Raw genomic sequence first — 25039 nt, forward strand, 5'->3', positions numbered from 1 at the left:
AAGCCCGCCATGAAAGCGGGCTTTTTGCCGTGCCGCCGCGGCGGCTGCGGAGCACGGGGGCTCAGAACCCCCAATGCACGTCCGCGTTCTGCGCCTTCGCCGCGCGCAGCATGCCGAGGAACGGCGCCACGCGTTGCGCGACGCTCGGCGCGACTTCGTGGTGGGAGTGGTCGGTATCTTCTTCGTGGAAATGGCCGCCGTGCTCGGCGCTGGCGCGGCGGGCCTGGTCGGTCACCGCCTCGAGCTTCGCGATCGCGCCGTCCAGCTCGTCGTGGGTGATCACACCGCGCTCGCCGAGCGGCTTGCCGACGATGCCCAGTACATACACCGCGAAGTCCTTCAGCACGTCGAGATCCTGTGCCGCCTTGCTCTTGAACGTAATCATGATCGCAATATCCTTTCAGCTTTTGTTGTGCTTGCCGGCTCGTCGGCCGGCTGGCGCGGGGGTAAATGGGTCGCGCCGACGCTTTGCGTCTGAGCGGCATATTAGCACCTGTTAAAATTCAGCGATCCCTGAAACGCGCGCCGCCGGGCGCGCCGCCGGCCGGCCTCCCGCGGCCGCCGACAACGACCACTCCCGACAGCATGCTGCCTGCCCAAAAACACATTCTCGAAACCCTGCTCGCCGATTGCGTGACGCAGGTCGTCCAGGCCCTGAAAGGCGACGCCGAAGCCGCCTTCGTCACGCCCGCGATCGCGCTGGAGCGCCCGAAGGCCGCCGCGCACGGCGACGCGGCCTGCAACGTCGCGATGCAGCTCGCCAAGCCGCTCGGCACCAATCCGCGCCAACTGGCCGAGAAGATCGTCGCCGCCATCGGCACGCATCCGGCCGCGGCCGGGCTGGTCGAGGCCGCGGAAATCGCCGGCCCCGGCTTCATCAACCTGCGCCTCTCCGCCGCCTCGAAGCAGGCCGTGATCGGCGCGGTGTTCGCCGAGCGCGAGGCCTTCGGCCGCTCGGAACACGACGCCGGCCGCCGCGTGCTGCTCGAATTCGTCTCGGCCAACCCCACCGGCCCGCTGCACGTCGGCCACGGCCGCCAGGCCGCGCTCGGCGACGTGCTGGCCAACGTGCTGGCCACCCAGGGCTACGCGGTGCACCGCGAGTTCTACTACAACGACGCCGGCGTGCAGATCGGCAACCTGGCGCTGTCCACGCAGTGCCGCGCGCGCGGCCTGAAGCCGGGCGACGCCGATTGGCCCGAAGCGGCCTACAACGGCGAATACATCGCCGACATCGCCCGCGAATACCTGGCCGGCGCCACCGTCGAGGCCAGCGACGGCGAGCCGGTCACCGGCAAGGGCGACATCGAGGATATCGAGGCGATCCGCAAGTTCGCGGTGACCTACCTGCGCCGCGAGCAGGATATCGACCTGAAGGCGTTCGGCGTGCGTTTCGATCAGTACTACCTCGAATCGTCGCTGTATCAGGAAGGCCGCGTCGAAAGCACGGTGAAGGCGCTGGTCGATGCTGGCATGACCTACGAACAGGAAGGCGCGCTGTGGCTGCGCACGACCGACGAAGGCGACGACAAGGACCGCGTGATGCGCAAGACCGACGGCACCTACACGTACTTCGTGCCGGATGTCGCCTACCACGTCGCCAAGTGGCAGCGCGGCTTCACCAAGGTCATCAACATCCAGGGCTCGGACCACCACGGCACCATCGCGCGCGTGCGCGCCGGCCTGCAGGGCCTGCACCTCGGCATCCCGAAGGGCTATCCCGACTACGTGCTGCACAAGATGGTCACGGTGATGCGCGACGGCCAGGAAGTGAAGATCTCGAAGCGGGCCGGCAGCTACGTGACGGTGCGCGACCTGATCGAATGGTCGGGCGGCGCGACGCCGGGCTCGGAAACCTCCCCCGAGCAACTCGACGAAGCCACCATCACGCGCGGCCGCGATGCCGTGCGCTTCTTCCTGATCTCTCGCAAGGCCGACACGGAATTCGTGTTCGATATCGACCTGGCGCTGAAGCAGAACGACGAGAATCCGGTGTATTACGTGCAGTACGCGCATGCGCGGATCTGCTCGGTGCTCAACGAGTGGAAATCGCGTCATGGCGCCGACGAGTCGATCCTCGGCAGCGCGAATCTTTCCCTGCTCGACAGCAAGGCCGCCATGTCGCTGCTGCAGAAGCTGGCGGAATTCCCCGACATGCTGACGCACGCGGCCGGCGAGCTGGCCCCGCACGCGGTCGCGTTCTACCTGCGCGACCTCGCGGGCGAGTTTCACTCGTTCTACAATGCGGAGCGCGTTCTGGTCGACGACGAAGCACAGCGCACCGCACGCATCGCGCTGCTGGCCGCGACGCGCCAGGTGCTGGCGAACGGCCTCGCGGTGCTCGGCGTGTCGTCGCCGAACAAGATGTAAGCACCGGGCCGGCAACGGCGGCCGTGCGCTCGCGCGGCCGCGCCACCCATCCCGTTTCACGACTTCTTTTAGCAGGTGACTCAAGCAATGGCAAAACCGCGCCGCACGTCGAAACCGTCGAAACAAGCCGGGGGAACCTTTCTTGGCATCGTGCTGGGCCTGATTGTCGGCCTCGCGATCGCCGTGGTGGTGGCGCTCTACATCACGCGCGCGCCGTCGCCGTTCGTGTCGAAGGTGGCGCCGCCCGCCGACAGCGGCGCCAGCCAGCCGCAATTCGATCCGAACCGCGCGCTGCAAGGCAAGACGCCGGGCCAGCCGGTCACGCCGCAAGCCGCCCAGCCGGCCCCGCCGAACACCGCGCCGGGCCAGGCCGCGAACCAGACCCAGCCGCCGCTGCTGCCCGAGCCGCAGATCGTCGAAGTGCCGGGCACGAACAACGGTTCGTCCTCGTCGGACAGCAACGGCGTGGCCGTCGCGCCGAAGCCGGCCGACAACAATCCGGTCACGCCGCCGCCCGCGAAGAAACCGCAAGCGCCGGCCACGGCCGCCAACCCGGGCAGCAGCACGGGCACGCAAGCGCCGAAAACCGCCCAACAGCAGCCGCCGAAGGCCAGCTCGACGCCCGCCGCCGCCAACCCGGCCGACGCCAACAGCGGCTACTTCCTGCAAGTGGGCGCCTACAAGACCGAATCCGATGCCGAGCAGCAGCGCGCGCGTCTCGGCTTCCAGGGCTTCGAGTCGAAGGTCTCCAAGCGCGATGTCAGCGGCGTCACGTACTATCGCGTGCGAGTCGGCCCGTTCAACAAGTTCGAGGAGATGAACTCCGCACGCCAGCGGCTGTCCGATGCCGGTGTCGATACCGCGGTGATCCGCTTCACGAAACAGTAAGCCAGCAAGCCGGCCGCCCGCGGCCGGCCCCACGCAACCGTTCGAAACCCCAACATGAAAAAACTGCTCAGCACGCTGTTCCTGTCCCTGAGTCTCGCGGCGGGCCTCGTCGCGCAGGCCGCGTCGGCCGCTCCGGTCGCCGGCAAGGACTACGAAATCATGAAGTCGCCGCAGCCGGTGTCGGCGCCGGCCGGCAAGGTCGAAGTGATCGAGTTCTTCTGGTATGGCTGCCCGCACTGCTACGAATTCGAGCCGACGCTCGAGGCGTGGGTCAAGAAGCAAGGCAACAACATCGTGTTCAAGCGCGTGCCGGTGGCGTTCCGCGACGATTTCCTGCCGCACACGGGGATGTACTACACGCTGAACGCGCTCGGCGTGGCCGAGAAGGTCACGCCGGCCGTGTTCAACGCCATCCACAAGGAAAAGAACTATCTGCTGACGCCGCAGGCGCAGGCCGATTTCCTGGCCACGCAAGGCATCGACAAGCAGAAGTATCTGGCCACCTACAACTCGTTCAGCGTGCAAGGCCAGGTCAAGCAGGCCGGCGAACTGGCCAAGAGCTATGCGATCGACGGCGTGCCGACGGTCGTGATCCAGGGCAAGTACAAGTCGGGGCCGTCGTACACGGGCAGCATCGACGGCACGGCGCCGGTGCTCGACTGGATCGTCCAGCAGGTCAAGGACAAGAAGCTGTAAAACCCCTCCTACCGCTCGGGACGCCGGCATGACCGCTCCACTCAAGGTCTTCATCACCGGCGCATCGAGCGGCCTCGGGCTCGCGCTCGCCGCTGCCTACGCACGGCAGGGCGCGACGCTCGGGCTGGTTGCCCGCCGCGCCGAGGCGCTCGCCGATTTCGCGCGGCAACATCCCGCCCTCCCCGTTTCGATCCATCCCGCCGACGTGCGCGACGCCGAGGCGTTGCAGCGCGCCGCCGAAGCCTTCGTGGCCGAGCACGGCTGGCCCGACGTGGTCATCGCCAACGCCGGCATCAGCAAGGGCGCAATCACCGGCGAAGGCGATCTCGCGGCGTTCCGCGAGATCATGGATATCAACTACTACGGCATGGTCGCCACCTTCGAGCCGTTCGTCGCCGAGATGAAGGCGCGGCGGCGCGGCACGCTGGTCGGCGTGGCCAGCGTGGCCGGCGTGCGCGGGCTGCCCGGCTCGGGCGCCTACAGCGCCTCCAAGTCGGCCGCGCTCAAGTACCTCGAAGCGCTGCGCGTCGAGCTGCGGCCCTCGCAGGTCGGCGTGGTGACCATCGCGCCCGGCTACATCCGCACGCCGATGACCGAGCACAACCCGTATCCGATGCCGTTCCTGATGGACGCCGACCGCTTCGCGGACCGCGCGCTGCGCGCGATCGCGGCGCAAGACGCGTTCCGCGTGATTCCGTGGCAGATGGGCGTGGTGGCGAAAATTCTGCACGTCGCGCCGCGCTGGCTCTACGACCGCGTGTTCGAGAAGGCGCCGCGCAAGCCGCGCACGCCGGGCGAATAACCGGCGCGGCCGCAGCCGCGCCACCGCCCCGCCCCCGATGCACCGGAAAACAACAGCGCGCGGCCGGCCCGGCGCCGATCCCGATGCGTCCGCAACCGTCGTCTCCGCCGCCACGGCGGCCGCGCCGCGATCGCCGCGCGCCTTCCGACACGCTTTCACACCTCGCCCGCTTTGACGGTATCCTAGTTGCCCGGCGCCCGGCCGCGAGCCGCCGCGCCAGCCGATAACAGACCAAGCCCGTGGGAGATCTCATGCGTTTCACGATGTTCGCCGCCGCCGCGCTCGTCGCCGCCGCCCCTCTCCTCGCCACCGCGAAGCCGCTCACGGTCTGCACCGAATCGAGCCCGGATGGCTTCGACGTCGTGCAGTTCAACTCGCTCGTCACCACCAACGCATCGGCCGACGTGATCTTCAACACGCTGGTGTCGTACGACGAAGCCACCAAGAAGGTCACGCCGGCACTGGCCGACAAGTGGGACGTCAGCGCCGACGGCCGCTCGATCACGTTCCATCTGCGCCCGAACGTGGCGTTCCAGACCACCGACTACTTCAAGCCCACCCGCACGCTGGACGCCGACGACGTGGTGTTCACGTTCGAGCGCATGCTCGACAACGACAACCCGTGGCACAAGGTGGCCGGCGCGAGCGGCTTCCCGCACGCGCAATCGATGGGCCTGGTGAAGCTCGTGAAAGCGGTGTCGAAGGTGGACGACCACACGGTGAAGTTCGAGCTGAACGAGCCGAACGCCACATTCGTGCCGATCCTGACGATGGGCTTCGCGTCGATCTACTCGGCCGAGTACGCCGACCAGTTGCTGAAGGCCGGCAAGCAGCAGGACCTGAACGCCAAGCCGATCGGCACCGGCCCGTTCGTGCTCAAGAGCTACACGAAAGATGCCGTGATCCGCTACGACGTCAACCCGACCTACTGGGGCGCCAAGCCGAAGGTCGACCGGCTGATCTACGCGATCACGCCCGACGCGACCGTGCGCGCGCAGAAGGTGAAGGCCGGCGAATGCCAGATCGCGCTGTCGCCGAAGCCGCAGGACGTGGCCGCCGCGAAGAGCGACAAGGCCGTCACGGTGGTCCAGACGCCCGCGTTCATGACCGCGTTCGTCGCGCTCAACACCGAGCACAAGCCGCTCGACAACCCGAAGGTGCGCGAGGCGCTGAACCTGGCGTTCGACCGCACAACCTACCTGAAGGTGGTGTTCGACAACACCGCGACGCCGGCCGTGAACCCGTATCCGCCGAACACCTGGAGCTACGCGAAGTCGATCTCGGCCTACCCGTACGATCCGGCCAAGGCCAAGCAACTGCTCGCGCAGGCCGGCTTCCCGAACGGCTTCTCGACCACCATCTGGGTGCGTCCGACGGGCAGCGTGCTGAACCCAAACCCGAAGGCCGGCGCGGAACTGCTGCAGGCCGATTTCGCGAAGATCGGCGTGAAGGCCGAGGTCAAGGTGATCGAATGGGGCGAGCTGATCAAGCAGGCCAAGCTCGGCCAGCATGACATGTTGTTCATGGGCTGGGCCGGCGACAACGGCGATCCGGACAACTATCTGTCGCCGCTGTTCAGTTGCAACGCCGTGAAGTCGGGCATCAACTTCGCGCGCTACTGCGACCCGCAGCTCGACAAGCTGATCGCCGACGGCAAGGACACCGCCGACGTGGCCAAGCGCACCAAGGCCTATGAAGCGGCGCAGAAGATCATCCACGATCAGGCCGTGTGGATTCCGCTCGGCTATCCGACCGCCTATGCCATCACGCGCCCGAACGTGAGCGGCTATCACGTCAGCCCGTTCGGCCGCCAGAACTTCGGCGACGTCTCGGTGCAGTAAGTCTCTCGGGCGGGCGGCGGATCGTGGTCCGCGGCCCGCTCGTCTGCCGTTCCTCAGCGTGGCGCGCCCGCGCTGCGGAACCGGAACACCCCATCCCCGCCCGTCTCGCGCACCAGCTCGCCGTCCAGCCAGAGCAGGTGCAAATGCGCGATCGCCTCGCCGAGCGCGAACGTGAGCTGATGCACGTCGAGCTCGCGGCGGCGGAACATGATCGGCACGATGTCGGCCGCGCTCGTCGGCTGTTCGGCGCAAGCCTGGCGCACTTCATCGAGCCGCGCCGCGTGATGCTCCCGCAACTGCTGGATGCGCGTGCGCACGCCGCGAAACGGCTTGCCGTGAGACGGCAGCGCCAGCGTGTCCTCGGCCATCGGCTCGTAGCGGGCCAGCGAATCGAGGTAGAGCCGCAGCGGATTCGCTTCGGGCTCCAGATCGAATACCGACACGTTGGTCGAGATGCGCGGCAGCACCATGTCGCCCGAGATCAGCAGCTTGTCGTCGGCGCAATGCAGCGCGCAGTGCTCGGGCGAATGGCCGAAACCGGTCACCACCTCCCAGCGGCGCGCGCCGATCGTCACCGTGTCGCCGTCGCGCAGCCGGCGGTAGCGCGACGGCACCGCGGGCACCAGGTTCGAGTAGTAGCTGTTGCGGTTGCGCAGCGTGTCGAGCTTGGCCTCGTCGGTCAGGCCGTGGCGCGCGAAGTGCTCGGCCGCCGCCGGGCCGCCCGCATTCGAGCCGTTGCCGGCCGCCATCACGTTGCCGAACAGGTATTCACCGAGCGTCATCCAGAGCCGCACCTGCCAGCGGTGGCGGTCGCCGCCCTCACACAGCCAGTTCGCCAGCCCGAGGTGATCGGGGTGGCAATGCGTGACGAGCACGCGCAGCACGGGCAGGCCATCGAGGTGGGCATCGAACACCTGCTCCCAGTGGCGGCGGATATCGTCGGACGCGATCCCGCAGTCGATCACGGTCCAGCCGGCCTGCCCGTCGATCTCGTCGCGCAGCAGCCAGAGGTTGATGTGATCGAGCGAGAACGGCAGCGGCATGCGCAGCCAGCGCACGCCCGGCGCGACTTCGAGGAAGTCGCCGGCGGGCGGCAGCGTGTCGGCGAACGGGTAGTCGAGTTGGTGTTCCAGGGCGTTCATGGCGTCTCGTCTGTGGTGTGCGGGCTTGCGCCGGAATCGGCGGCGGGGAGTGGGTCGATTCTAGCGCGGGTGGTGCGGCGCCGTTCGGGCGGCGCCTCGGCCGTCGGCAAACGCACCGGCGCGGCAAAAATATTTCCCGCCACGATCGCCCCCGAACCCGGCCGCTTGCCGGAAGATGCCGGCATCCGCCGCGAACCTCGCCGATCCGGCCCCGTACCGCCCCCGTCACGGCCGCGCGCGCCTTAGGTTTCCGCCCGGCGCGGCGGTAAAATGGCGGCTCGCCCAGCCACGAGCACGGACGGCCCATGCACCACTTTCCCAAACTGCTATCGTCGCAAATCGGTTTCGATGTCGCCCAGACGATGCTGGAAAACTTCGATCGCCATTACCGGATCTTCCGGGATGCGGCCATTGAAGCGAAAGCCCGGTTCGAGGCCGGTGACTGGCATGGCCTGCAGGCGCTGGCGCGCGAGCGCATCACGTCCTACGACGCGCGCGTGCGCGAATGCGTGATCCTGCTCGAAGACGAATACGACGCCGCAACCATCGACGACGAAGTCTGGCAGCAGATCAAGCTTCACTACATCGGCCTGCTGACCACGCACCTGCAACCCGAGTGCGCGGAAACCTTCTTCAATTCGGTGTGCTGCAAGATCCTGCACCGCTCGTATTTCCACAACGCGTTCATCTTCGTGCGCCCGGCGATCTCGACCGAGTACCTGGAGAACGCCGCGCCGGCCGCGAAGCCCACCTATCGCGCCTACTACCCGGCGCGCGACGGCCTGGCCGCCACGCTCGAACGGATCGTCACGAACTTCCAGCTCGCGCCGCCGTTCGAGGATCTGGCGCGCGACACGGCGTGCCTGATGCACGCGATCGACGACGAATTCGGCGCGTTCGACGAGGCGGCCAACTTCCAGATCCATGTGCTGTCCTCGCTGTTCTTCCGCAACAAGAGCGCGTGGATCGTCGGCCGCATCATCAACGGCGATCGCACGCTGCCGTTCGCGGTGCCGGTGCGTCATGCCGAGAGCGGCGCGCTCGCGCTCGACACGGCGCTGCTGCGCCGCGAGCAGTTGCAGGTGGTGTTCAGCTTCGCGCACTCGTATTTCCTGGTCGACATGGACATCCCGTCGGCCTACGCCGGCTTTCTCGGCACGATCATGCCGGGCAAGCCGAAAGCCGAGATCTACACCTCGCTCGGCCTGCAGAAGCAGGGCAAGAACCTGTTCTACCGCGACCTGCTGCATCACCTCTCGCATTCGAGCGACCGCTTCATCGTCGCGCCGGGCATCAAGGGGCTCGTGATGCTGGTGTTCACGCTGCCGTCGTTCCCGTACGTGTTCAAGGTGATCAAGGATCGCTTCCCGCCGCCGAAAGACACCTCGCGCGCACGCATCATGGAGAAGTACCAGCTCGTGAAGCGCCACGACCGCCTCGGGCGCATGGCCGACACGCTCGAATATTCGAGCGTCGCGCTGCCGCTCGCGCGGCTCGACGACGCGCTGCTGCGCGAGCTCGAACAGGAAGTGCCGTCGCTGCTCGAATACGAGGGCGACAGCGTCGTGATCCGGCATCTTTACATCGAGCGCCGCATGACGCCGCTGAACCTGTATCTCCAGCACGGCAGCGACGCCGAGGTCGCGCACGGCGTCAGGGAATACGGCAATGCCGTCAAGGAGCTGATTCAGGCGAACATCTTCCCCGGCGACATGCTCTACAAGAACTTCGGCGTGACGCGCCACGGCCGCGTGGTGTTCTACGACTACGACGAAATCGAATACCTGACCGATTGCGCGGTGCGCCGCGTGCCGCCGCCGCGTCACGAGGAAGACGAAATGTCGGACGAGCCGTGGTACTCGGTCGGCCCGCGCGACATCTTCCCCGAAACCTACCGGCCGTTCCTGCTCGGCGATCCGCGCGTGCGCGAGGCGTTCCTGGCCCAGCACCCCGATTTCTTCGAGACGGCGCTCTGGCAGGACAGCCAGGACCGCGTGACGCGCGGCGAACTGCCCGATTTTTTTCCTTATGACCCGTCGCTACGCTTCAGCGTGCGCTACCCGGCGCGCTTCGCGCGGCCCGACAGAGCGCCACGCGCCGCGTAAGACGACGGCCCGATATCCACTCCCCAGCACGGACCCCCGCGATGAACGCCAACACTCACCCGCTCTCCCACCTGTTCGACAACAACGAAGCCTGGGTCAAGCGCAAGCTCGCCGACGATCCGCAATTCTTCGAACGCCTGAAGGACCAGCAGGCGCCGGAATATCTCTGGATCGGCTGCTCCGATTCACGCGTGCCGGCCAACCAGATCATCGGCCTGCCGCCCGGCGAAGTGTTCGTTCACCGAAACATCGCCAACGTGGTCGTCCACACCGATCTGAACTGCCTGTCGGTGCTGCAGTTCGCGGTCGACATCCTGAAGGTCAAGCACGTCATGGTGGTGGGCCACTACGGCTGCTCGGGCGTCAACGCCGCGCTGAACAACCGCCGCGTGGGCCTCGCCGACAACTGGCTGCACCACGTGCAGGACGTGCGCGACCGCCATGCCGCGCTGCTCGACGAATGGCCGGTGGGCGAGGCGCGCTACCGCCGCCTGATCGAACTGAACGCGATCGAGCAGGTGGTCAACGTGTGCCGCACCACCATCGTCAACGACGCCTGGTCGCGCGGCCAGCCGCTGACGGTGCACGGCCTCGTGTACGGCGTGCACGACGGCCGCATGCGCAACCTCGGCATGGCCGTGTCGTCGCCCGACGAGCAGACGGGCGTCTACCAGCGCTGCATCGACGCGCTGTCGGCCGGGCGCGCGCGCGGCGAGGAGAACGACAACGACATGGTGACGGCCGACGCGGCCCAGCTCACCGATGTCGCCGAACAAGTCGCGGCTACCTTGAAGGAGACCAAGCATGACAACTGCTGATCAGGACCCCGTCGTCATCGCCGCGGCGGCCCGCACGCCGATCGCGGGCTTCCAGGGCGTGTTCGCCTCGCTCGCCGCGCCGCAGCTCGGCACCGCCGCGATCGCGGCGGCGCTCGAACGCGCGGGCGTGGCGCCCGAGCAGGTGAACGAAGTGCTGATGGGCTGCGTGCTGCCGGCCGGCCAGGGCCAGGCGCCGGCCCGGCAGGCCGCGCTCGGCGCGAAGCTGCCGCTCGGCACCGGCTGCACGACGATCAACAAGATGTGCGGCTCGGGCATGCGCGCGGCGATGTTCGCGCACGACATGCTGCTGGCCGGCTCGGCCGAGGTGGTCGTGGCGGGCGGCATGGAGAGCATGAGCAACGCGCCCTACCTGCTGCCGAAGGCGCGCGGCGGGATGCGCATGGGCCACGGCCAGGTGCTCGACCACATGTTCCTCGACGGCCTCGAAGACGCCTACGACAAGGGCCGCCTGATGGGCACCTTCGCCGACGAATGCGCGGCCGAATTCGGCTTCACGCGCGAAGCGCAGGATGTCTACGCCATCGAATCGCTGGCCCGCGCCAGGCACGCCAACGAGAGCGGCGCGTTCGGCTGGGAAATGGCGGACGTCACCGTGCCCGGCAAGAAGGGCGACACCGTGGTGTCGCGCGACGAGCAGCCGTTCACCGCAAACCCGGACAAGATCCCCACGCTGCGCCCCGCGTTCGGCCCGAACGGCACCGTGACGGCCGCCAACGCCTCGTCGATCTCCGACGGCGCGGCCGCGCTCGTCATGATGCGCGCGTCGACGGCCGAGCGGCTCGGCGCCACGCCGATCGCCCGCGTGGTCGGCCACAGCACGTTCGCGCAGGCGCCGTCACGCTTCACCACGGCCCCGGTCGGCGCGCTGCAACGGCTGTTCGAGCGCACCGGCTGGCGGGCCGCCGATATCGACCTGTTCGAGATCAACGAGGCGTTCGCCGTGGTGGCGATGGCCGCGATGCGCGAGCACGGGCTGCCGCACGAGCGCGTCAACGTCAACGGCGGCGCCTGCGCGCTCGGCCACCCGATCGGCGCCTCGGGCGCGCGCATCCTCGTCACGCTGCTCGGCGCGCTGCGCGCACGCGGCGGCAAGCGCGGCGTCGCCAGCCTCTGCATCGGCGGCGGCGAAGCCACCGCGATGGCCGTCGAACTGATCTGAACCCGATCCGATTCACCGGGCGGGGTGCGTGCCCCGCCAGCAAGGAGCTCTCCTGATGAAAACCGTCCTGATCGTCGGCGCCTCACGCGGCCTCGGCAGGGAATTCGTCCGTCAATACCGGCACGACGGCTGGAACGTGCTGGCCACGGCGCGCGACGCCGCCTCGCTCGACGCACTGCGCGCGCTCGGCGCCACGGCGCACGCGCTCGACGTGACCGACCCCGCCCAGCTCGCCGGCTTCGGCTGGAAGCTCGATGGCGAACGGCTCGACACCGCGGTGGTGGTATCGGGCGTGTACGGCCCGCGCACGCAAGGCGTGGAAACCGTCGACGCGGCCGACTTCGACGCCGTGATGCACACCAACGTGCTCGGCCCGATGCAGTTGCTGCCGATCCTGCTGCCGCTCGTGGAAGACGCGCGCGGCGTGCTCGCGTTCGTGTCGAGCCAGATGGGCAGCACCGGCGACATGCGCGGCACCACCGGCTGGCTGTATCGCGCCAGCAAGGCCGCGCTCAACAACGTGGTGCGCGCCGCCGCGCTGCAAACGCGCGAGGCGGCCTGCCTGTCGCTGCATCCGGGCTGGGTGCGCACCGACATGGGCGGCGAGGCCGCCGCGCTCGACGCCGACACCAGCGTGACCGGCATGCGCCGCGTGCTGGCCGACGCCGCCGCCGACATCGCCCGGGCCAACGGCCGCTTCTTCCAGTACGACGGCGAGGAACTCGCGTGGTAAGCCGCTCGCCCGAACGTCCGGCTGCGTGCCCGTGCGGCGGCGCGCAACCGGGCCGCAAACCCGAGCGCGCACCGCAATACGCGGCCTGTTGCGGCCCCCTGATCGACGGCGGCACGCCGGCCCCCAACGCGTGGCAACTGATGCGTTCGCGCTACACCGCCTACGTGCTCGGTGCGTCCGATTACCTGCGCGCCACGTGGGATCCGGCCACCTGCCCCGCCGATCTCGACGGCGAAAGCGGCACGCGCTGGCTCGGCCTCGACATCAAACGTCACGTCGAACAGGATGCATCCCACGCGCTCGTCGAGTTCGTGGCGCGCTTCAAGCAAGGCTCGCGCGCCCATCGCCTGCACGAAACCAGCCGCTTTTCCCGCGACGAACACGGAATCTGGCGCTATATCGACGGCGATGTAAGCGAACGCTGATTTCACGCCGCCGTCACGGAACGCAGATAAGGAAAGGGTTTTTACTGCGTTGCACAAGCTGAATTTGTCGGGCTAGGATGGATCCGGTTTCAAACGAATCGGGTCATAGGTCACGACATGGCGTGGAGCAAGGTGTTTGCAGGTTGGATGGCGGCGTGCGTGCTGTCGGCCGCCCAGGCCGGCACGCTTGCCACGCCCGAAACGTCCGTGCCGGCGGCCGGCGTTTCGTCTTCAAACGTTGCGGGCGCGCTGGCCGCTGCCGAACGTTTCGACTACAACGAACCGGGCCTGCCGCAAGTCACGGCCGACATGAACGAGCAGATCATCCGGATTCCGGCCGATCACAACGGCTCCGTGATGCTCGAAGCCACCGTCTTCAAGCCGAACGGCCCCGGCCCGTTCCCCCTCGTCGTCTTCAATCACGGCAAGAACCCCGGCGATCTGCATGATCAGCCGCGCAGCCGGCCGATCGCGTTCGCCCGCGAGTTCGTGCGTCGCGGCTATGCCGTGGTCGCGCCGAACCGCGAAGGCTTCGCGGGCTCCGGCGGCACCTACGTGCAGGAAGGCTGCGACGTCGAGCGCAACGGCATGGCGCAGGCGAGCGACGTGAGCGCCACCGTCGATTACATGGCCAAACAGTCGTACGTCGATGCGAACCGCATCGTCGTGGCCGGCACCTCGCACGGCGGGCTGGTCTCGCTGGCCTATGGCACCGTCGCCGCGAAGGGCGTGCGCGGCATCATCAATTTCTCGGGCGGCCTGCGCCAGGACCTCGGTGACGGCTGGCAGAAGAACCTGGTCGGCGCATTCGATTCGTACGGCGAGCAAACCCGCGTGCCGTCGCTGTGGATGTACGGCGACAACGATTCGGTCTGGTCGCCGGCGCTGGTCGAGAAGCTGCGCGAAGCCTACGTGTCGCACGGCGCGAGCACGCTGTTCGTCGATTACGGCGTCTACAAGGACGACGCGCACCGCCTGATCGTCGATCGCGACGGCGTGCCGGTGTGGTGGCCGTCGGTCAACGCGTTCCTGGCCGAGCTGCATATGCCCACCACGGTGCTGTACGCCGTGGCCTGCCCGCACACGCCGTCCGCCTCGGGCTACGCCTCGATCGACGCCGTGAACGCCGTGCCGTTCCTCGATGCGGCCGGCCGCGACGGCTACCGCCACTTCCTGAGCCAGCATCCGAGCCGCGCGTTCGCGGTGTCGTCGGAAGGCGCGTGGTCGTGGGCCGAAGGCGGCGACGATCCGATGGCGCTGGCGCTCGACAACTGCCGCCAGCAAGGCACCGGCCCGTGCCGCCTGTACGCGGTCGACAATTCGGTGGTCTGGCGCAGCAACGAAGCCACCGCCACGGCGCAGGCCGTCGTGCCGACCGATCCGGTCGTGGCGCGTCCGCTGGCCAGCCGCTAACGCCTGCGCTGCTTCTCGGCTCGCGTTCAGTTCCGCTTCACGCCTTCGCACCTTCGCACCGTTTCGTATCGCTTTCCTCGCGCGGCCGTTCCCGGCTGCGCCTCGTCTTGCCCCTCGATCCTTTCCCAAAGCTTTCATTGCGTACGTCACCCGCGCGGGCGACGGTCGATCCATCCCCTTTTCACCAGCGCTCCACCCTCGCCGCATCGCCCGTTTTCCGTTGATCGAATGCACGCGGATTGCCGTCGCTATCTCCGGCCTTTTCGAGACATCACACCCGAACCGTCGCCAGCGTCCCGAAACATCGCCGAAACCATGCCGGACAAGGCTTTGCCGGTTTGTAACCGATGCTGCGCCAGGCCCGGAATCGCGCTAATCTCTGGCCCGTTTTGGTTTTGCACGCAGGCGCGTGCGCGGCCGCCGTCGAAGCCCGACGCGCCCCGACCGCCATCGCCGATTCGCCCGCGCGGCAGCCTTGGGCGCCGCCCGCCCGAATCCCGCCGCGCCGCGTCCCGTTCCGGAGCCGTCTTGAGCACACACACCGATGACTGGGTTGCGCGCAGCCTGCGCGCAGTCTGGCACCCCTGTACGCAGATGAAGCACCACGAGCGCATGCCGCTCGTCCCCGTCGCACGCGGCGCCGGCCCCTGGCTGTACGACCGCGCCGGCGCACGCTACCTCGATGCCATCAGCTCGTGGTGGGTGAACCTGTTCGGCCATGCGAACCCGCGCATCAACGCCGCGCTGAAGGCGCAGCTCGACACGCTCGAACACGCGATGCTGGCCGGCTGCACGCACGAGCCGGCGATCGAGCTGGCCGAACGGCTGGCCGCGCTCACGCAGCACACGCTCGGCCACGCGTTCTTCGCCTCGGACGGCGCCTCGGCCGTCGAGATCGCGCTGAAGATGAGCTTCCACGCCTGGCGCAACGCCGGCCGCGGCGAGAAGCGCGAATTCGTGTGCGTGGCGAACGGCTATCACGGCGAGACGATCGGCGCGCTCGGCGTGACCGACGTGGCGCTGTTCAAGGATGCCTACGACCCGCTGATCCGCCACGCGCACGTGGCGGCCTCGCCCGACGCGCGCCAGGCCGCCCCCGGCGAGACCGCCGCCGACGTGGCCGCGCGCGCGCTGGCCGATGTCGAAAAGCTGTTCGCCGAACGCGCCGGCACGATCGCCGCGCTGATCGTCGAGCCGCTCGTGCAGTGCGCGGCCGGCATGGCGATGCACGATCCGTCGTACGTGCGCGGCCTGCGCGCGCTGTGCGACCGCTACGAAGTGCACCTGATCGCCGACGAGATCGCCGTGGGCTGCGGCCGCACCGGCACCTTCTTCGCCTGCGAGCAGGCCGGCGTGTGGCCCGACTTCCTGTGCCTGTCGAAGGGCATCAGCGGCGGCTACCTGCCGCTCTCGCTGGTGCTGTCGCGCGACGCGATCTACGAAGCGTTCTACGACGACGACACCGCGCGCGGCTTCCTGCACTCGCATTCGTACACCGGCAACCCGCTGGCCTGCCGCGCGGCACTCGCCACGCTCGACCTGTTCGCCAGCGACGACGTGCTGGCCGCCAACGTGCGCAAGTCCGCGCGCCTGGCCGCCGCGCTCGCGCCGCTCGGCGAGCGCGACGAGATCCGCCATCTGCGCCAGCGCGGCACGATCTTCGCGTTCGACGTGGCGCTCGACGCCGAACAGGCGCGCGGCTTCTCGCGCCGCTTCTTCGAGCAGGCGCTCAAACGCGAACTGCTGCTGCGCCCGATCGGCACCAGCGTCTATCTGATGCCGCCTTATGTGCTGGACGACGGCGAACTCGATTGGCTCGCCGCGCAAACCCAGGCGACGCTCGACGCCACGCTCGCGGAGGTGCGCGCATGAGCACGCCGAACCTGCTCGCCGCGCAAACCCCGGCGACGCGCGACGCCACGCTCACGGAGGTGCGCGCATGAGCCAACCCAACCTGCTCGCCGCGCTCGAACGCGGCCTGGCCGAGATCGACGCGCAAGGGCTGCGCCGCGTGCGCCGCATCGCCGACACGGCGTGCAGCGCGCACATGACGGTGGACGGCCGCGAGATCGTCAGCTTCGCCAGCAACGATTACCTGGGCCTGGCCGCCCATCCGGCGCTGGTCGAGGCGTTCGCCGAAGGCGCGCGCCGCTACGGCTCGGGCAGCGGCGGCTCGCACCTGCTCGGCGGCCATTCGCGCGCCCACGCACGGCTCGAGGACGAGCTGGCCGCGTTCTCCGGCGGCTTCTGCGACGCGCCGCGCGCGCTCTACTTCAGCACCGGCTACATGGCGAACCTCGCCGCGTTGACCGCACTGACGGGCCGCGGCGCGGCGATCTTCTCCGATTCGCTGAACCACGCCTCGCTGATCGACGGCACGCGGCTCTCGCGCGCCGACATCCACGTGTATCCGCACGGCGACGTGGACGCGCTGGCCGCGCTGCTCGCGGCCTCGACGGCCGACGCCAAGCTGATCGTGTCCGACACGGTGTTCAGCATGGATGGCACGATCGCCCCGCTGCCGCGCCTGATGGCGCTGGCCGAGGCGCACGGCGCATGGCTCGTGATCGACGACGCGCACGGCTTCGGCGTGCTCGGCCCGCAAGGGCGCGGCGCGCCGGCCGCGTACGCGCTGCGCTCGCCGAACCTGATCTACGTCGGCACGCTCGGCAAGGCCGCCGGCGTGGCGGGCGCGTTCGTGATCGCGCACGAAACCCTGATCGAATGGATGATCCAGCGCGCGCGCAGCTACATCTTCACGACGGCCGCGCCGCCGTCGGTCGCGCACGCCGTGTCGGCCAGCCTCGCGCTGATCGGCGGCGGCGAAGGCGAAGCGCGCCGCGCGCATCTGGCCGCGCTGATCGAGCGCACCCGCACGATCCTGCGCAACACGCGCTGGCAGCCGATCGATTCGGCCACCGCCGTGCAGCCGCTCGTGATCGGCGAGAACGACGCCACGCTGGCCGCGATGCGCGCGATGGACGCGCACGGCCTGTGGGTGCCGGCGATCCGCCCGCCCACCGTGCCGGCCGGCACGTCGCGGCTGCGGGTGTCGCTGTCGGCCGCGCATTCGTTCGAGGATCTGGCGCGGCTCGAAGCGGCGCTGGCCGAGGCCGGTGCCGACTTGGCAGAGGCGGCGGCATGAGCGCGCTCTCCTGCTTCGTCACCGGCACCGATACCGAAATCGGCAAGACCTTCGTGTCGGCCGCGCTGCTGCACGGCTTCGCGCGGCACGGCCTGCGCGCGGCGGCCATGAAGCCGATCGCGGCCGGCGCGGAGGAACGCGACGGCGTGCTGCACAACGAGGATGCCGACCAGCTCGACGCCGCCGCCAACGTGGCGCTGCCGCCCGCGATCCGCACGCCGTTCATGCTGAAGGCGCCCGCCGCGCCGCATATCGTCGCCGCGCAGGAAGGCGTGACGCTCGACATCGCGCCGATCGTCGCCGCCCATGCGCAGGCCTGCCGGCAGGCCGACATCGTGGTGGTGGAAGGCGTGGGCGGGTTCCGCGTGCCGCTCGGCCCGACCGGCGACACCGCCGATCTGGCCGTCGCGCTGCAACTGCCGGTGGTGCTGGTGGTGGGCGTGCGGCTCGGCTGCATCAACCACGCACTGCTGACCGCCGACGCGATTGCCGCGCGCGGCCTGCGCATCGCTGGCTGGGTCGCGAATCGCGTCGACCCCGCGATGCTGTACGCTGACGAGAATATCGCCACCGTCGCCCAGTGGCTCGACCGCGAACACGGCGTGCCGCTGATCGGCGAGATCGCCCATATGACGCCGCCCGCGCCCGACCAGGCCGCCGCGGCACTCGACATCGACCGGCTGCTGACGGCGCTGCGCGCCGCGCGGCCCTAACCATTCGTTCCCCGCTCTTACCGAGGACTCCCGACCATGAGCCAAGCCCACACCGTCGCCACGGACGCCGCCAAGACGCCCGACGCCGTGACCATCGCCGCGCCGACCTCGCCGCGCTGGCGCGTCGCCGACGTCGTCAAGCTCTACGAACTGCCGTTCAACGATCTGCTGTTCCGCGCGCAGCAGGTGCACCGCGAGCATTTCGACGCGAACGCGATCCAGCTCTCTACGCTGCTGTCGATCAAGACGGGCGGCTGCGAGGAAGATTGCGGCTATTGTTCGCAGTCCTCGCATCACGAAACGGAACTGAAGGCCAGCAAGCTGATGGATGTCGGCGCCGTGCTGGAGGCTGCCGCCGCCGCCAAGGCGAACGGCGCGACGCGCTTCTGCATGGGCGCCGCGTGGCGCAGCCCGAAGGAGCGCCATATCGAGCCGCTGGCCGAGATGGTGCGTGGCGTGAAGGCGATGGGCCTCGAAACCTGCATGACGCTCGGCATGCTCGACGACGGCCAGGCCGAAGCGCTGTCCGAAGCCGGCCTCGACTACTACAACCACAACCTCGACACCTCGCCCGAGTTCTACGGCCAGGTGATCTCGACGCGCACCTACCAGGACCGTCTCGACACGCTCGACCGCGTGCGCGACGCCGGCATCAACGTGTGCTGCGGCGGCATCATCGGCATGGGCGAATCGCGCCGCGAACGCGCCGGCCTGATCACGCAACTGGCGAACATGAGCCCGTACCCGGAATCGGTGCCGATCAACAACCTCGTCGCGATCCCGGGCACGCCGCTCGAAGGTACCGCGCCGCTCGATCCGCTCGAATTCGTGCGCACCATCGCGGTGGCGCGGATCACCATGCCGAAGGCGATGGTGCGTCTGTCGGCCGGCCGCGAGCAGCTCGACGATTCGATGCAGACGCTGTGCTTCATGGCCGGCGCGAACTCGATGTTCTACGGCGACCAGTTGCTGACCACCAGCAACCCGCAGGCGCAGAAGGATCGCGAGTTGCTGGCGCGGCTCGGCATGCGCGCGGAAGCGGCGCAGCAGATGCCGGTGGACACGGCGGCCGACGCGGTGAAGTGCGCGCACGCGCCGGGGCCGGTGGCGAACTGAGTTTGCTGTTTGGCTTGAATGGGATCGGCGCACAGGGGTTGGGGTGCGCCGGTTTTGTTGTGGGGGCTGAGCTGCTTATGTCTACGCAGTGCCAGTCAAAAAAAGGCTCGGTAGACAAACCACGAAAAGTAGAAGCCGAACGTCGTGAACAGCAAGCCGGCGAACACGGCTATCCATGTTACTGGCCGCCACCGCCACCCCATGCCGACAAAGGCAGCGATGGCATAAACCACGGCGGGTCCGACAATCCATGCGACATACAGGGCAGCAATCCACCAGGGTACGTCGCAGGCATCGAGTTCGTAGCAACTGTGATACGGCTTGACCGGCCAGTCGATGCTGCCGGCCCAACCGCTCATCGCCCGTGCAGCAACGAGCCCAAGCGCGGCTGCGAAGAGAGTCGCGGCTAGTCGCTTCACTTCATGCTCCAGAACAGGGTTTGCTTCGATTTTCCGAGATCGGAAAGGCCTGGGACGCCGCTGGCGGTTGTCGGTCGAATCGCCATCTTGCTGCTCGTTCTGGCTGTTATCGGCATGCGGAATTCAGGCACCCGATCATGACAGGCCAGCACCTCGACAACGTGAGTGGCCTCCAGCACAATGTCGCTCCAATCTCCCCCAGCATCCGGTGAACTTAACAAAGCGCCGTTGCTCTCAACGCGCATCAATTGATCGATATGCTTCCTTGGGAATTTCCTGACAGGCTGCTTCGCGTATCGATGCGTCGCTATTGCATAGAAGGTTAGAAAAACCTTTTCTCCTTCCTTATCAATCACAATACCCGCCAGAGAATTCTGGCCCATCAGCCTATCGATCTGCATCGATCTTCAACTCAATTTTGGTGTGCTCGGGACCAAGTAACTGCATACGCTCGGTGCGACCTTGATCGTCAGTCATCCCGATGTACTCCCGCGCGCTGGTCGTCACGCGGTAGCAAACCTTTGAAAGAGATTTTTGTTTGCCGTACCTATCGCCGCCGGTCAGGATCAACGATTTTTCCTCAGTTTGCGCGGCCCATCTCTCCGTTTCGATAATACGGACCTTCTCGGGCTCATATTTATTTCCGCAAACAAAACTGCTGCTTCCGGTTGCCGAATCCGGAGTATCGGGTGTTATCGCATGGCTGACGACACCCTGTAGATTAGGAATATTGCACAGGTTCTGGCATCCCGAAGGCGGACAATTGGGAACGAACTCGACACCGATTTGCCATTTGTCGTCTGGATCCTCCCTACCTTCGTTCAGCGCGATGACGCGTTCGCGAACGTATATTTTTTCCTTTTCCATACCCAACATCATCAAGAACGCCTTGATTTTTTTTCCTCGCAAAGCGGCCAGCTCTTCTGGATTCCGTTCGGTTTCAAAAGCCGCCGCATCCACCTCCACACTCGCTCCCTCTTTTGTCCATTCCCTTGCCGTCAGATAGTGGCGAACTATAGAAAGACGGTCATCGTTACTCACCTCTACCGCATTAGGCGGCAATTGCATGTTGTCTTGAAGAAAGACTGAACAGGCATGCGATTGCAGCGAAATTGCAACGACGACCACACCCAAAGCATAATTAATGAATTTCATGTTGATATGCTTAGTGGCGCGCCAATATGTACCACGCAATACTGTCCGCGTTGTGTATCGATCGATCCGCGTAATCGCGGGCCAACCACGTACAACTTGTGTATCCGTATCCCCCTGGAACATCCAAGGAACCAAACGTATCGGCGAAATGGGTGCATTCGTGGACTATCGTCAGTTGCATCGAAGACAATTTAGATGCAGATTTTTGAGGTAAATCACAGAAATTTCGATTGATTGCGATGGTGTGCGATGCGGTATCGGGCGCACATACATGCGCAACCTCTCCATCGAGATTTTTACTGCCAGGCACACAGCCTGTCGCTTTGTCCTGCTCGGAATCCACACGCACAAAATTTCTTGCGCCCAGCCCATTCATAACGAGGACAAGCGCCTTTAAGCCACCCACGAGCTTGGCTCGGATATCTTCGCCCGCATATCCAAACCATCGCTTCACCCTCGTTTGCGCATCGAAAGACCAGCCGGACAACTCCTGAATTCTGAGCTCAATCAGCTTGACGGCATCGTCACGCAAGGTCAGCACAATCCTTCTAAATTCCGCATCGGTCATGTTGTAGCAGATCGCCGGGCCACTTGTATCTACGGCAACCGTAACCATTGAATCCGGGTCGGCGTTCGTGACTGCCGAATCGTGAACAGTTACAAACTCATATTCCGACATGCAATAGCTCCCTGCAATTGAAAAAGCAATGTCACTTATTTTAAGCGCCATTCATTTCGATGAGCTTCTTCAAGAATTTCAGGCATCTCTATGACTAAGCAATTTGCAAAGATAGCCGCTGTGGATCGTCCGTCGATATGCGTCGCGTACATCCCCGAGAATCCGTTATCCCGCTCGCAATTACGACCGGACCGACACACACCTGATAACGCACCCCTGCTAGTTTCCGGCCCGCATTGTCCGTCAGTGTAAATTGTTCGTCATACTGTACCGGCGCGGACCGCACGACAGGTGCACTGTTTTTCATAACAGAATTCATCGTGCTGCCTTGCTCACTTGTCAGAGTCAGGAAGCACATGGCATCGCCACTCGCAATCACGCGATTCCTTCCGCACGGACATAGCACCTTGTCGCCGTGAATGACGGCGACCCGGTTGTTCTCCGATATTCCGTCACCCGTGCCGAAAACCTTGAACAGGCCTTTGCAGTTGCCGCAGGTCGCCTCGTCGCCGTGCAACGCAATATGCTTTCCGTCCTCAAACATCGTCGAGGAAAGCGCGATAACGAATCCGCCTGTCGTTGTCTGATCACCGTGCCGAACCAGGGGCGCATTCATAGTCGTTCTCGCTATTAGATTCTTTCTTAATTAATCAAAGTCTTAAAATACCAATCGCCCGAATCCGGATTATGGATCGCACCTTGGTCCATCGAATATTTTCGAAGCTCGTCGAGTCGATAAATAACCACACAAATACCTTCGAGTCAAAAAATTTAAATCGAGACAAGTTAATCGCGACAATTTTTCGCACCCATTCGGGTGGATTCAATTCATTTCCCATCAAAAATTGGTCTGCCACCAACGCTGGCCAATTCGTCGACTCTGAATAATTCGATTCTGCTCGTGCTGCAAGACGCCGAAACCGAAACGAAGCGGTTGAGTTCTCAGAAAGCGGGCATATCGACGCATCAATCCCGACAAGGTGCCGATGAATCAGAAGAAATCGGTCAGATCGCGGTAACAGGGGAGATTGCTAAGTGGACACCCGCCGCATCACCGCCCCACCCCATCCAGCGTCGCCCGCACCTTCGCCACCAACCTCGCATCCACCGGCCCCCAGGTCTCGCCGCGCTCGCGCACGCCCGAGCCAAGATGCACGGCGCGCACACCGGTAATCCGCACGAATTCGCCGATCGTCTCGACCGTCAAGCCCGCGCCCGCCAGCACTTCGCACGATTGCCCCACGGCGCGTCGCGCAAGCCGCGTGACCGCATCGCGCCCGGCCAGCACCGACGGGTGCCCGCCCGAAGTCAGCACGTTCGTGACAGCAGGCGTCTTCAACAAGATATCGAACGCGGCGTTGAGATCGCGCGACACGTCGAACGCGCGATGGAACGTGATCGGCTTGCCGCCGGCCGCCTCGACGATACGCGCCAGCGCGGCGGTGTCGATATCGCCCTGCGCGTTCAGCGCACCGAACACGATGCCCGAAGCGCCGGCCGCCACCGCGGCACGCGTGTCGCGTTCGAGGATCGCCAGTTCGTCCGGCGCATAGACGAAACCGCGCGCATGCGGGCGCACGATCACGTTGACGGGAATCGCCACGGCGGCCGTGACGGCCTCGATCAGCCCGATGCTCGGCGTCAGGCCGCCTTCGGCCAGGCCGGTGACGAGTTCGATACGATCCGCGCCCGAGCGCGCAGCGGTTTGCGCGTCGGACAGCGTGGTGGCGATGACTTCGAGGAGGATCGGCGCGGCAGGCATGGAGGCGGCTCCGGTTGGGTCGGCGGAACCGGCATCGTAACCGAGAAGCCCCCCGCACCTCGCCCCGCGCCGACCTCAGCTCAGGTGGCCCACGCCCCCTCGTGCCAATCGATATCGCCGCACAACACGCGCACCGCATCGTCCACCCGCACCGCGATCGACAGCGTCACGCACGGCAGCGCCTCGTTGATCGACAGATACGGCTTGGTCACATGCACGCGTTGCGGCTCGGCGATCGCCGCGCGGAAATACGGCCGCCGCAGCCAGTTCGCGCCCTGCGCGTCGGCGAGCGGCAGGAAGCGCGTCTCGTGCGACGCGCGGTCGGCGCGCAGCACCACGTTGCGGCCGGCCTGACGGCCATGCGCGTCGAGCAGGAAGCAGCGCGCCGCGTCGTCGAGCGCGAGGAAGTTCCAGCACACCTCGTCGAGCGATTCGCCGGCCGCGAGCCGCTCGGCCGCGCGTTCGAACGCACGCAGATACGGCGCGATGCGCTGCGCGTCGCGCCGCTCGCGCGCCTCGGTCTGCAAGCGGTAGCGCTCGGTCAGCTCGCCGATGCAGGCCGAGGCGGCAGCGCCGTCGGTCAGCCCCGCGGCCGGCCGGCCGAAGAAATAGCCCTGCACGAAATCGGCCTCGCAGGCGAGCGCGACCTGCGCGTCGTGCTCGGTTTCGATGCCCTCGATCAGCACCAGCTTGCCGGCCTCGTGCAGCAGCGTGACGAGCCCGTGCAGGATCGCGATCTGCCCGCTGCGATGCTGCGCGTGCGACAGCATGATGCGATCGAGCTTGACGATGTCCGGGTTCAGTTGCCAGATCCGTTCGATGTTCGAATGGCCGGCGCCGAAATCGTCGAGCGCGATCAGGAAGCCGTGCCCGCGAAATTCCTGCACCGCCTCGGCGAGCCGATCGAGATCGTCGGCGCGCTGCTCCAGCACTTCGAGCACCACCCGGCGCGGCGAGATGTCGAGCCGCTTCAGGTTCGCGAGCAGCGCGGCGGCCTGGAACGGATCGGTCAGCACGCCCGGGTGCACGTTCAGGAACAGCCACTCGCGCTCGGCGCCGAGCAGCGAGAAATTCTCGAGGTGCAGCGCCTGCGCGAGCCGGTCGACCTGCATCGCCTCGCCGCGCCGCGCCGCCTGCCCGAACACGTCGAGCGGCGACACCGGCCGGTCGAGCGCATCGTGCGCGCGCAGCAGCCCCTCGTAGCCCACGGCGCGCTGGTGCGACAGGCTGAAGATCGGTTGGAACATGCTCGACAGCGCCAGATCGCGGTGGCTCGACGCCGCCCGCTCGAAGCCGGACGTCACCTCGCGCTCGAACCGGTAGGGCGAACCCGACGACACCGGGGCCGTCATCGCCAGCGGCCGTTCCTGCTGCATGGTCAACATGCGACGTCCCTCCTGATGGCCGCCGCCGTTGCCGGCACGCGACCCGTTATCGATCCGCTGCTCATCATTGCACCCTCGGTCATTTCGCCGTGTTGTCGTCAGGTATAAGCAAGCTCCGTGCTCACTGGCAAAAACCGCCCAAAGCCGCGCCCGCATTGACTCGATGCACCGTGCCGTTATCTCAAAAGCACCAATTCGGTGCGCATCGGCACGACGCCGTTCATCTCCGCGCGCTACACTCGCCCGGTCCCC

Annotated in this window: 24 protein-coding genes; 15 read left to right on the plus strand and 9 right to left on the minus strand. The window is 66.6% G+C overall.

The features are described 5' to 3' along the window. Nucleotides 1-61: 61 nt before the first annotated feature. On the minus strand, nucleotides 62-385 hold the full coding sequence (locus AB4850_RS30995; RefSeq protein WP_414443215.1) for a DUF1840 domain-containing protein: 324 nt from the start codon (nucleotides 383-385) through the stop codon (nucleotides 62-64). 200 nt (nucleotides 386-585) lie between these two features. On the opposite strand from AB4850_RS30995, the gene argS reads away from it, so the two are divergent. The 5 genes from argS to AB4850_RS31020 all read left to right on the plus strand — a co-directional run bounded on the left by argS (nucleotide 586) and on the right by AB4850_RS31020 (nucleotide 6597). After that, nucleotides 586-2370, plus strand: a complete 1785-nt coding sequence (gene argS, locus AB4850_RS31000; RefSeq protein WP_414443216.1) for an arginine--tRNA ligase — start codon at nucleotides 586-588, stop codon at nucleotides 2368-2370. 87 nt (nucleotides 2371-2457) lie between these two features. After that, entirely contained in the window at nucleotides 2458-3258 is an 801-nt protein-coding gene (locus AB4850_RS31005; protein ID WP_414443217.1) for an SPOR domain-containing protein, read from the plus strand. Nucleotides 3259-3312: 54 nt separating this feature from the next. Then, nucleotides 3313-3954: a thiol:disulfide interchange protein DsbA/DsbL gene (locus tag AB4850_RS31010; protein WP_414443218.1), complete on the plus strand. Its 642-nt coding sequence runs from the start codon at nucleotides 3313-3315 to the stop codon at nucleotides 3952-3954. 28 nt (nucleotides 3955-3982) lie between these two features. Further along, on the plus strand, nucleotides 3983-4756 hold the full coding sequence (locus AB4850_RS31015) for an SDR family oxidoreductase (RefSeq protein ID WP_414443219.1): 774 nt from the start codon (nucleotides 3983-3985) through the stop codon (nucleotides 4754-4756). A 251-nt stretch (nucleotides 4757-5007) separates the two neighbouring features. Beyond that, complete coding sequence (locus AB4850_RS31020) at nucleotides 5008-6597, plus strand: ABC transporter substrate-binding protein (RefSeq protein WP_414443220.1); 1590 nt, start codon at nucleotides 5008-5010, stop codon at nucleotides 6595-6597. A 53-nt stretch (nucleotides 6598-6650) separates the two neighbouring features. On the opposite strand, the gene AB4850_RS31025 is transcribed toward AB4850_RS31020, so the two are convergent. Then, complete coding sequence (locus AB4850_RS31025; RefSeq protein WP_414443221.1) at nucleotides 6651-7739, minus strand: MBL fold metallo-hydrolase; 1089 nt, start codon at nucleotides 7737-7739, stop codon at nucleotides 6651-6653. 305 nt (nucleotides 7740-8044) lie between these two features. On the opposite strand from AB4850_RS31025, the gene aceK reads away from it, so the two are divergent. The 10 genes from aceK to bioB all read left to right on the plus strand — a co-directional run bounded on the left by aceK (nucleotide 8045) and on the right by bioB (nucleotide 19387). Continuing rightward, complete coding sequence (gene aceK / locus AB4850_RS31030) at nucleotides 8045-9844, plus strand: bifunctional isocitrate dehydrogenase kinase/phosphatase (RefSeq protein ID WP_414443222.1); 1800 nt, start codon at nucleotides 8045-8047, stop codon at nucleotides 9842-9844. 41 nt (nucleotides 9845-9885) lie between these two features. After that, complete coding sequence (gene can, locus AB4850_RS31035) at nucleotides 9886-10662, plus strand: carbonate dehydratase (protein WP_414443223.1); 777 nt, start codon at nucleotides 9886-9888, stop codon at nucleotides 10660-10662. Continuing rightward, nucleotides 10649-11842 (plus strand): acetyl-CoA C-acetyltransferase, encoded by a 1194-nt coding sequence (locus tag AB4850_RS31040; RefSeq protein ID WP_414443224.1) that lies wholly within the window; start codon nucleotides 10649-10651, stop codon nucleotides 11840-11842. The genes can and AB4850_RS31040 overlap by 14 nt, the downstream gene beginning before the upstream one ends. A 55-nt stretch (nucleotides 11843-11897) precedes the next feature. Continuing rightward, nucleotides 11898-12575, plus strand: coding sequence for an SDR family oxidoreductase (locus AB4850_RS31045; protein WP_414443225.1), 678 nt, complete (start codon nucleotides 11898-11900; stop codon nucleotides 12573-12575). Beyond that, complete coding sequence (locus tag AB4850_RS31050) at nucleotides 12569-13000, plus strand: YchJ family protein (protein WP_414443226.1); 432 nt, start codon at nucleotides 12569-12571, stop codon at nucleotides 12998-13000. The genes AB4850_RS31045 and AB4850_RS31050 overlap by 7 nt, the downstream gene beginning before the upstream one ends. A gap of 117 nt (nucleotides 13001-13117) precedes the next feature. After that, complete coding sequence (locus AB4850_RS31055; protein WP_414443227.1) at nucleotides 13118-14413, plus strand: dienelactone hydrolase family protein; 1296 nt, start codon at nucleotides 13118-13120, stop codon at nucleotides 14411-14413. Between the two features lie 528 nt (nucleotides 14414-14941). Continuing rightward, nucleotides 14942-16285 carry an adenosylmethionine--8-amino-7-oxononanoate transaminase gene (gene bioA, locus AB4850_RS31060; RefSeq protein ID WP_414443228.1) on the plus strand — a complete coding sequence of 448 codons (1344 nt, stop codon included), beginning with the start codon at nucleotides 14942-14944 and terminating at the stop codon, nucleotides 16283-16285. Between the two features lie 67 nt (nucleotides 16286-16352). Next, on the plus strand, nucleotides 16353-17558 hold the full coding sequence (gene bioF, locus AB4850_RS31065) for an 8-amino-7-oxononanoate synthase (RefSeq protein WP_414443229.1): 1206 nt from the start codon (nucleotides 16353-16355) through the stop codon (nucleotides 17556-17558). Next, nucleotides 17555-18271 (plus strand): dethiobiotin synthase, encoded by a 717-nt coding sequence (gene bioD / locus AB4850_RS31070; RefSeq protein ID WP_414443230.1) that lies wholly within the window; start codon nucleotides 17555-17557, stop codon nucleotides 18269-18271. Before bioF ends, bioD begins: the two co-directional genes overlap by 4 nt. Before the next feature lie 36 nt (nucleotides 18272-18307). Further along, on the plus strand, nucleotides 18308-19387 hold the full coding sequence (bioB, locus tag AB4850_RS31075) for a biotin synthase BioB (RefSeq protein WP_414443231.1): 1080 nt from the start codon (nucleotides 18308-18310) through the stop codon (nucleotides 19385-19387). 95 nt (nucleotides 19388-19482) lie between these two features. Here bioB and AB4850_RS31080 read toward each other — a convergent pair whose 3' ends face one another. The 7 genes from AB4850_RS31080 to AB4850_RS31110 all read right to left on the minus strand — a co-directional run bounded on the left by AB4850_RS31080 (nucleotide 19483) and on the right by AB4850_RS31110 (nucleotide 24787). Beyond that, nucleotides 19483-19806 carry a hypothetical protein gene (locus tag AB4850_RS31080; RefSeq protein ID WP_414443232.1) on the minus strand — a complete coding sequence of 108 codons (324 nt, stop codon included), beginning with the start codon at nucleotides 19804-19806 and terminating at the stop codon, nucleotides 19483-19485. Further along, nucleotides 19803-20189, minus strand: a complete 387-nt coding sequence (locus AB4850_RS31085; RefSeq protein ID WP_414443233.1) for a hypothetical protein — start codon at nucleotides 20187-20189, stop codon at nucleotides 19803-19805. Before AB4850_RS31085 ends, AB4850_RS31080 begins: the two co-directional genes overlap by 4 nt. 4 nt (nucleotides 20190-20193) lie before the next feature. Beyond that, the gene (locus tag AB4850_RS31090) at nucleotides 20194-20961 is read right to left on the minus strand and encodes a hypothetical protein (RefSeq protein ID WP_414443234.1); all 768 of its coding nucleotides are present in this window, start codon (nucleotides 20959-20961) and stop codon (nucleotides 20194-20196) included. A gap of 10 nt (nucleotides 20962-20971) precedes the next feature. Next, nucleotides 20972-21640: a M35 family metallo-endopeptidase gene (locus tag AB4850_RS31095; RefSeq protein WP_414443235.1), complete on the minus strand. Its 669-nt coding sequence runs from the start codon at nucleotides 21638-21640 to the stop codon at nucleotides 20972-20974. Nucleotides 21641-21734: 94 nt separating this feature from the next. After that, nucleotides 21735-22256 (minus strand): PAAR domain-containing protein, encoded by a 522-nt coding sequence (locus tag AB4850_RS31100; RefSeq protein ID WP_414443236.1) that lies wholly within the window; start codon nucleotides 22254-22256, stop codon nucleotides 21735-21737. A gap of 435 nt (nucleotides 22257-22691) precedes the next feature. Then, entirely contained in the window at nucleotides 22692-23402 is a 711-nt protein-coding gene (locus tag AB4850_RS31105) for a copper homeostasis protein CutC (RefSeq protein WP_414443237.1), read from the minus strand. An 80-nt stretch (nucleotides 23403-23482) separates the two neighbouring features. After that, nucleotides 23483-24787, minus strand: a complete 1305-nt coding sequence (locus AB4850_RS31110; protein WP_414443238.1) for an EAL domain-containing protein — start codon at nucleotides 24785-24787, stop codon at nucleotides 23483-23485. Nucleotides 24788-25039 lie beyond the last annotated feature (252 nt).

This window comes from Burkholderia sp. 22PA0106, assembly GCF_047497155.1.
Classification (GTDB): Bacteria; Pseudomonadota; Gammaproteobacteria; order Burkholderiales; family Burkholderiaceae; genus Burkholderia.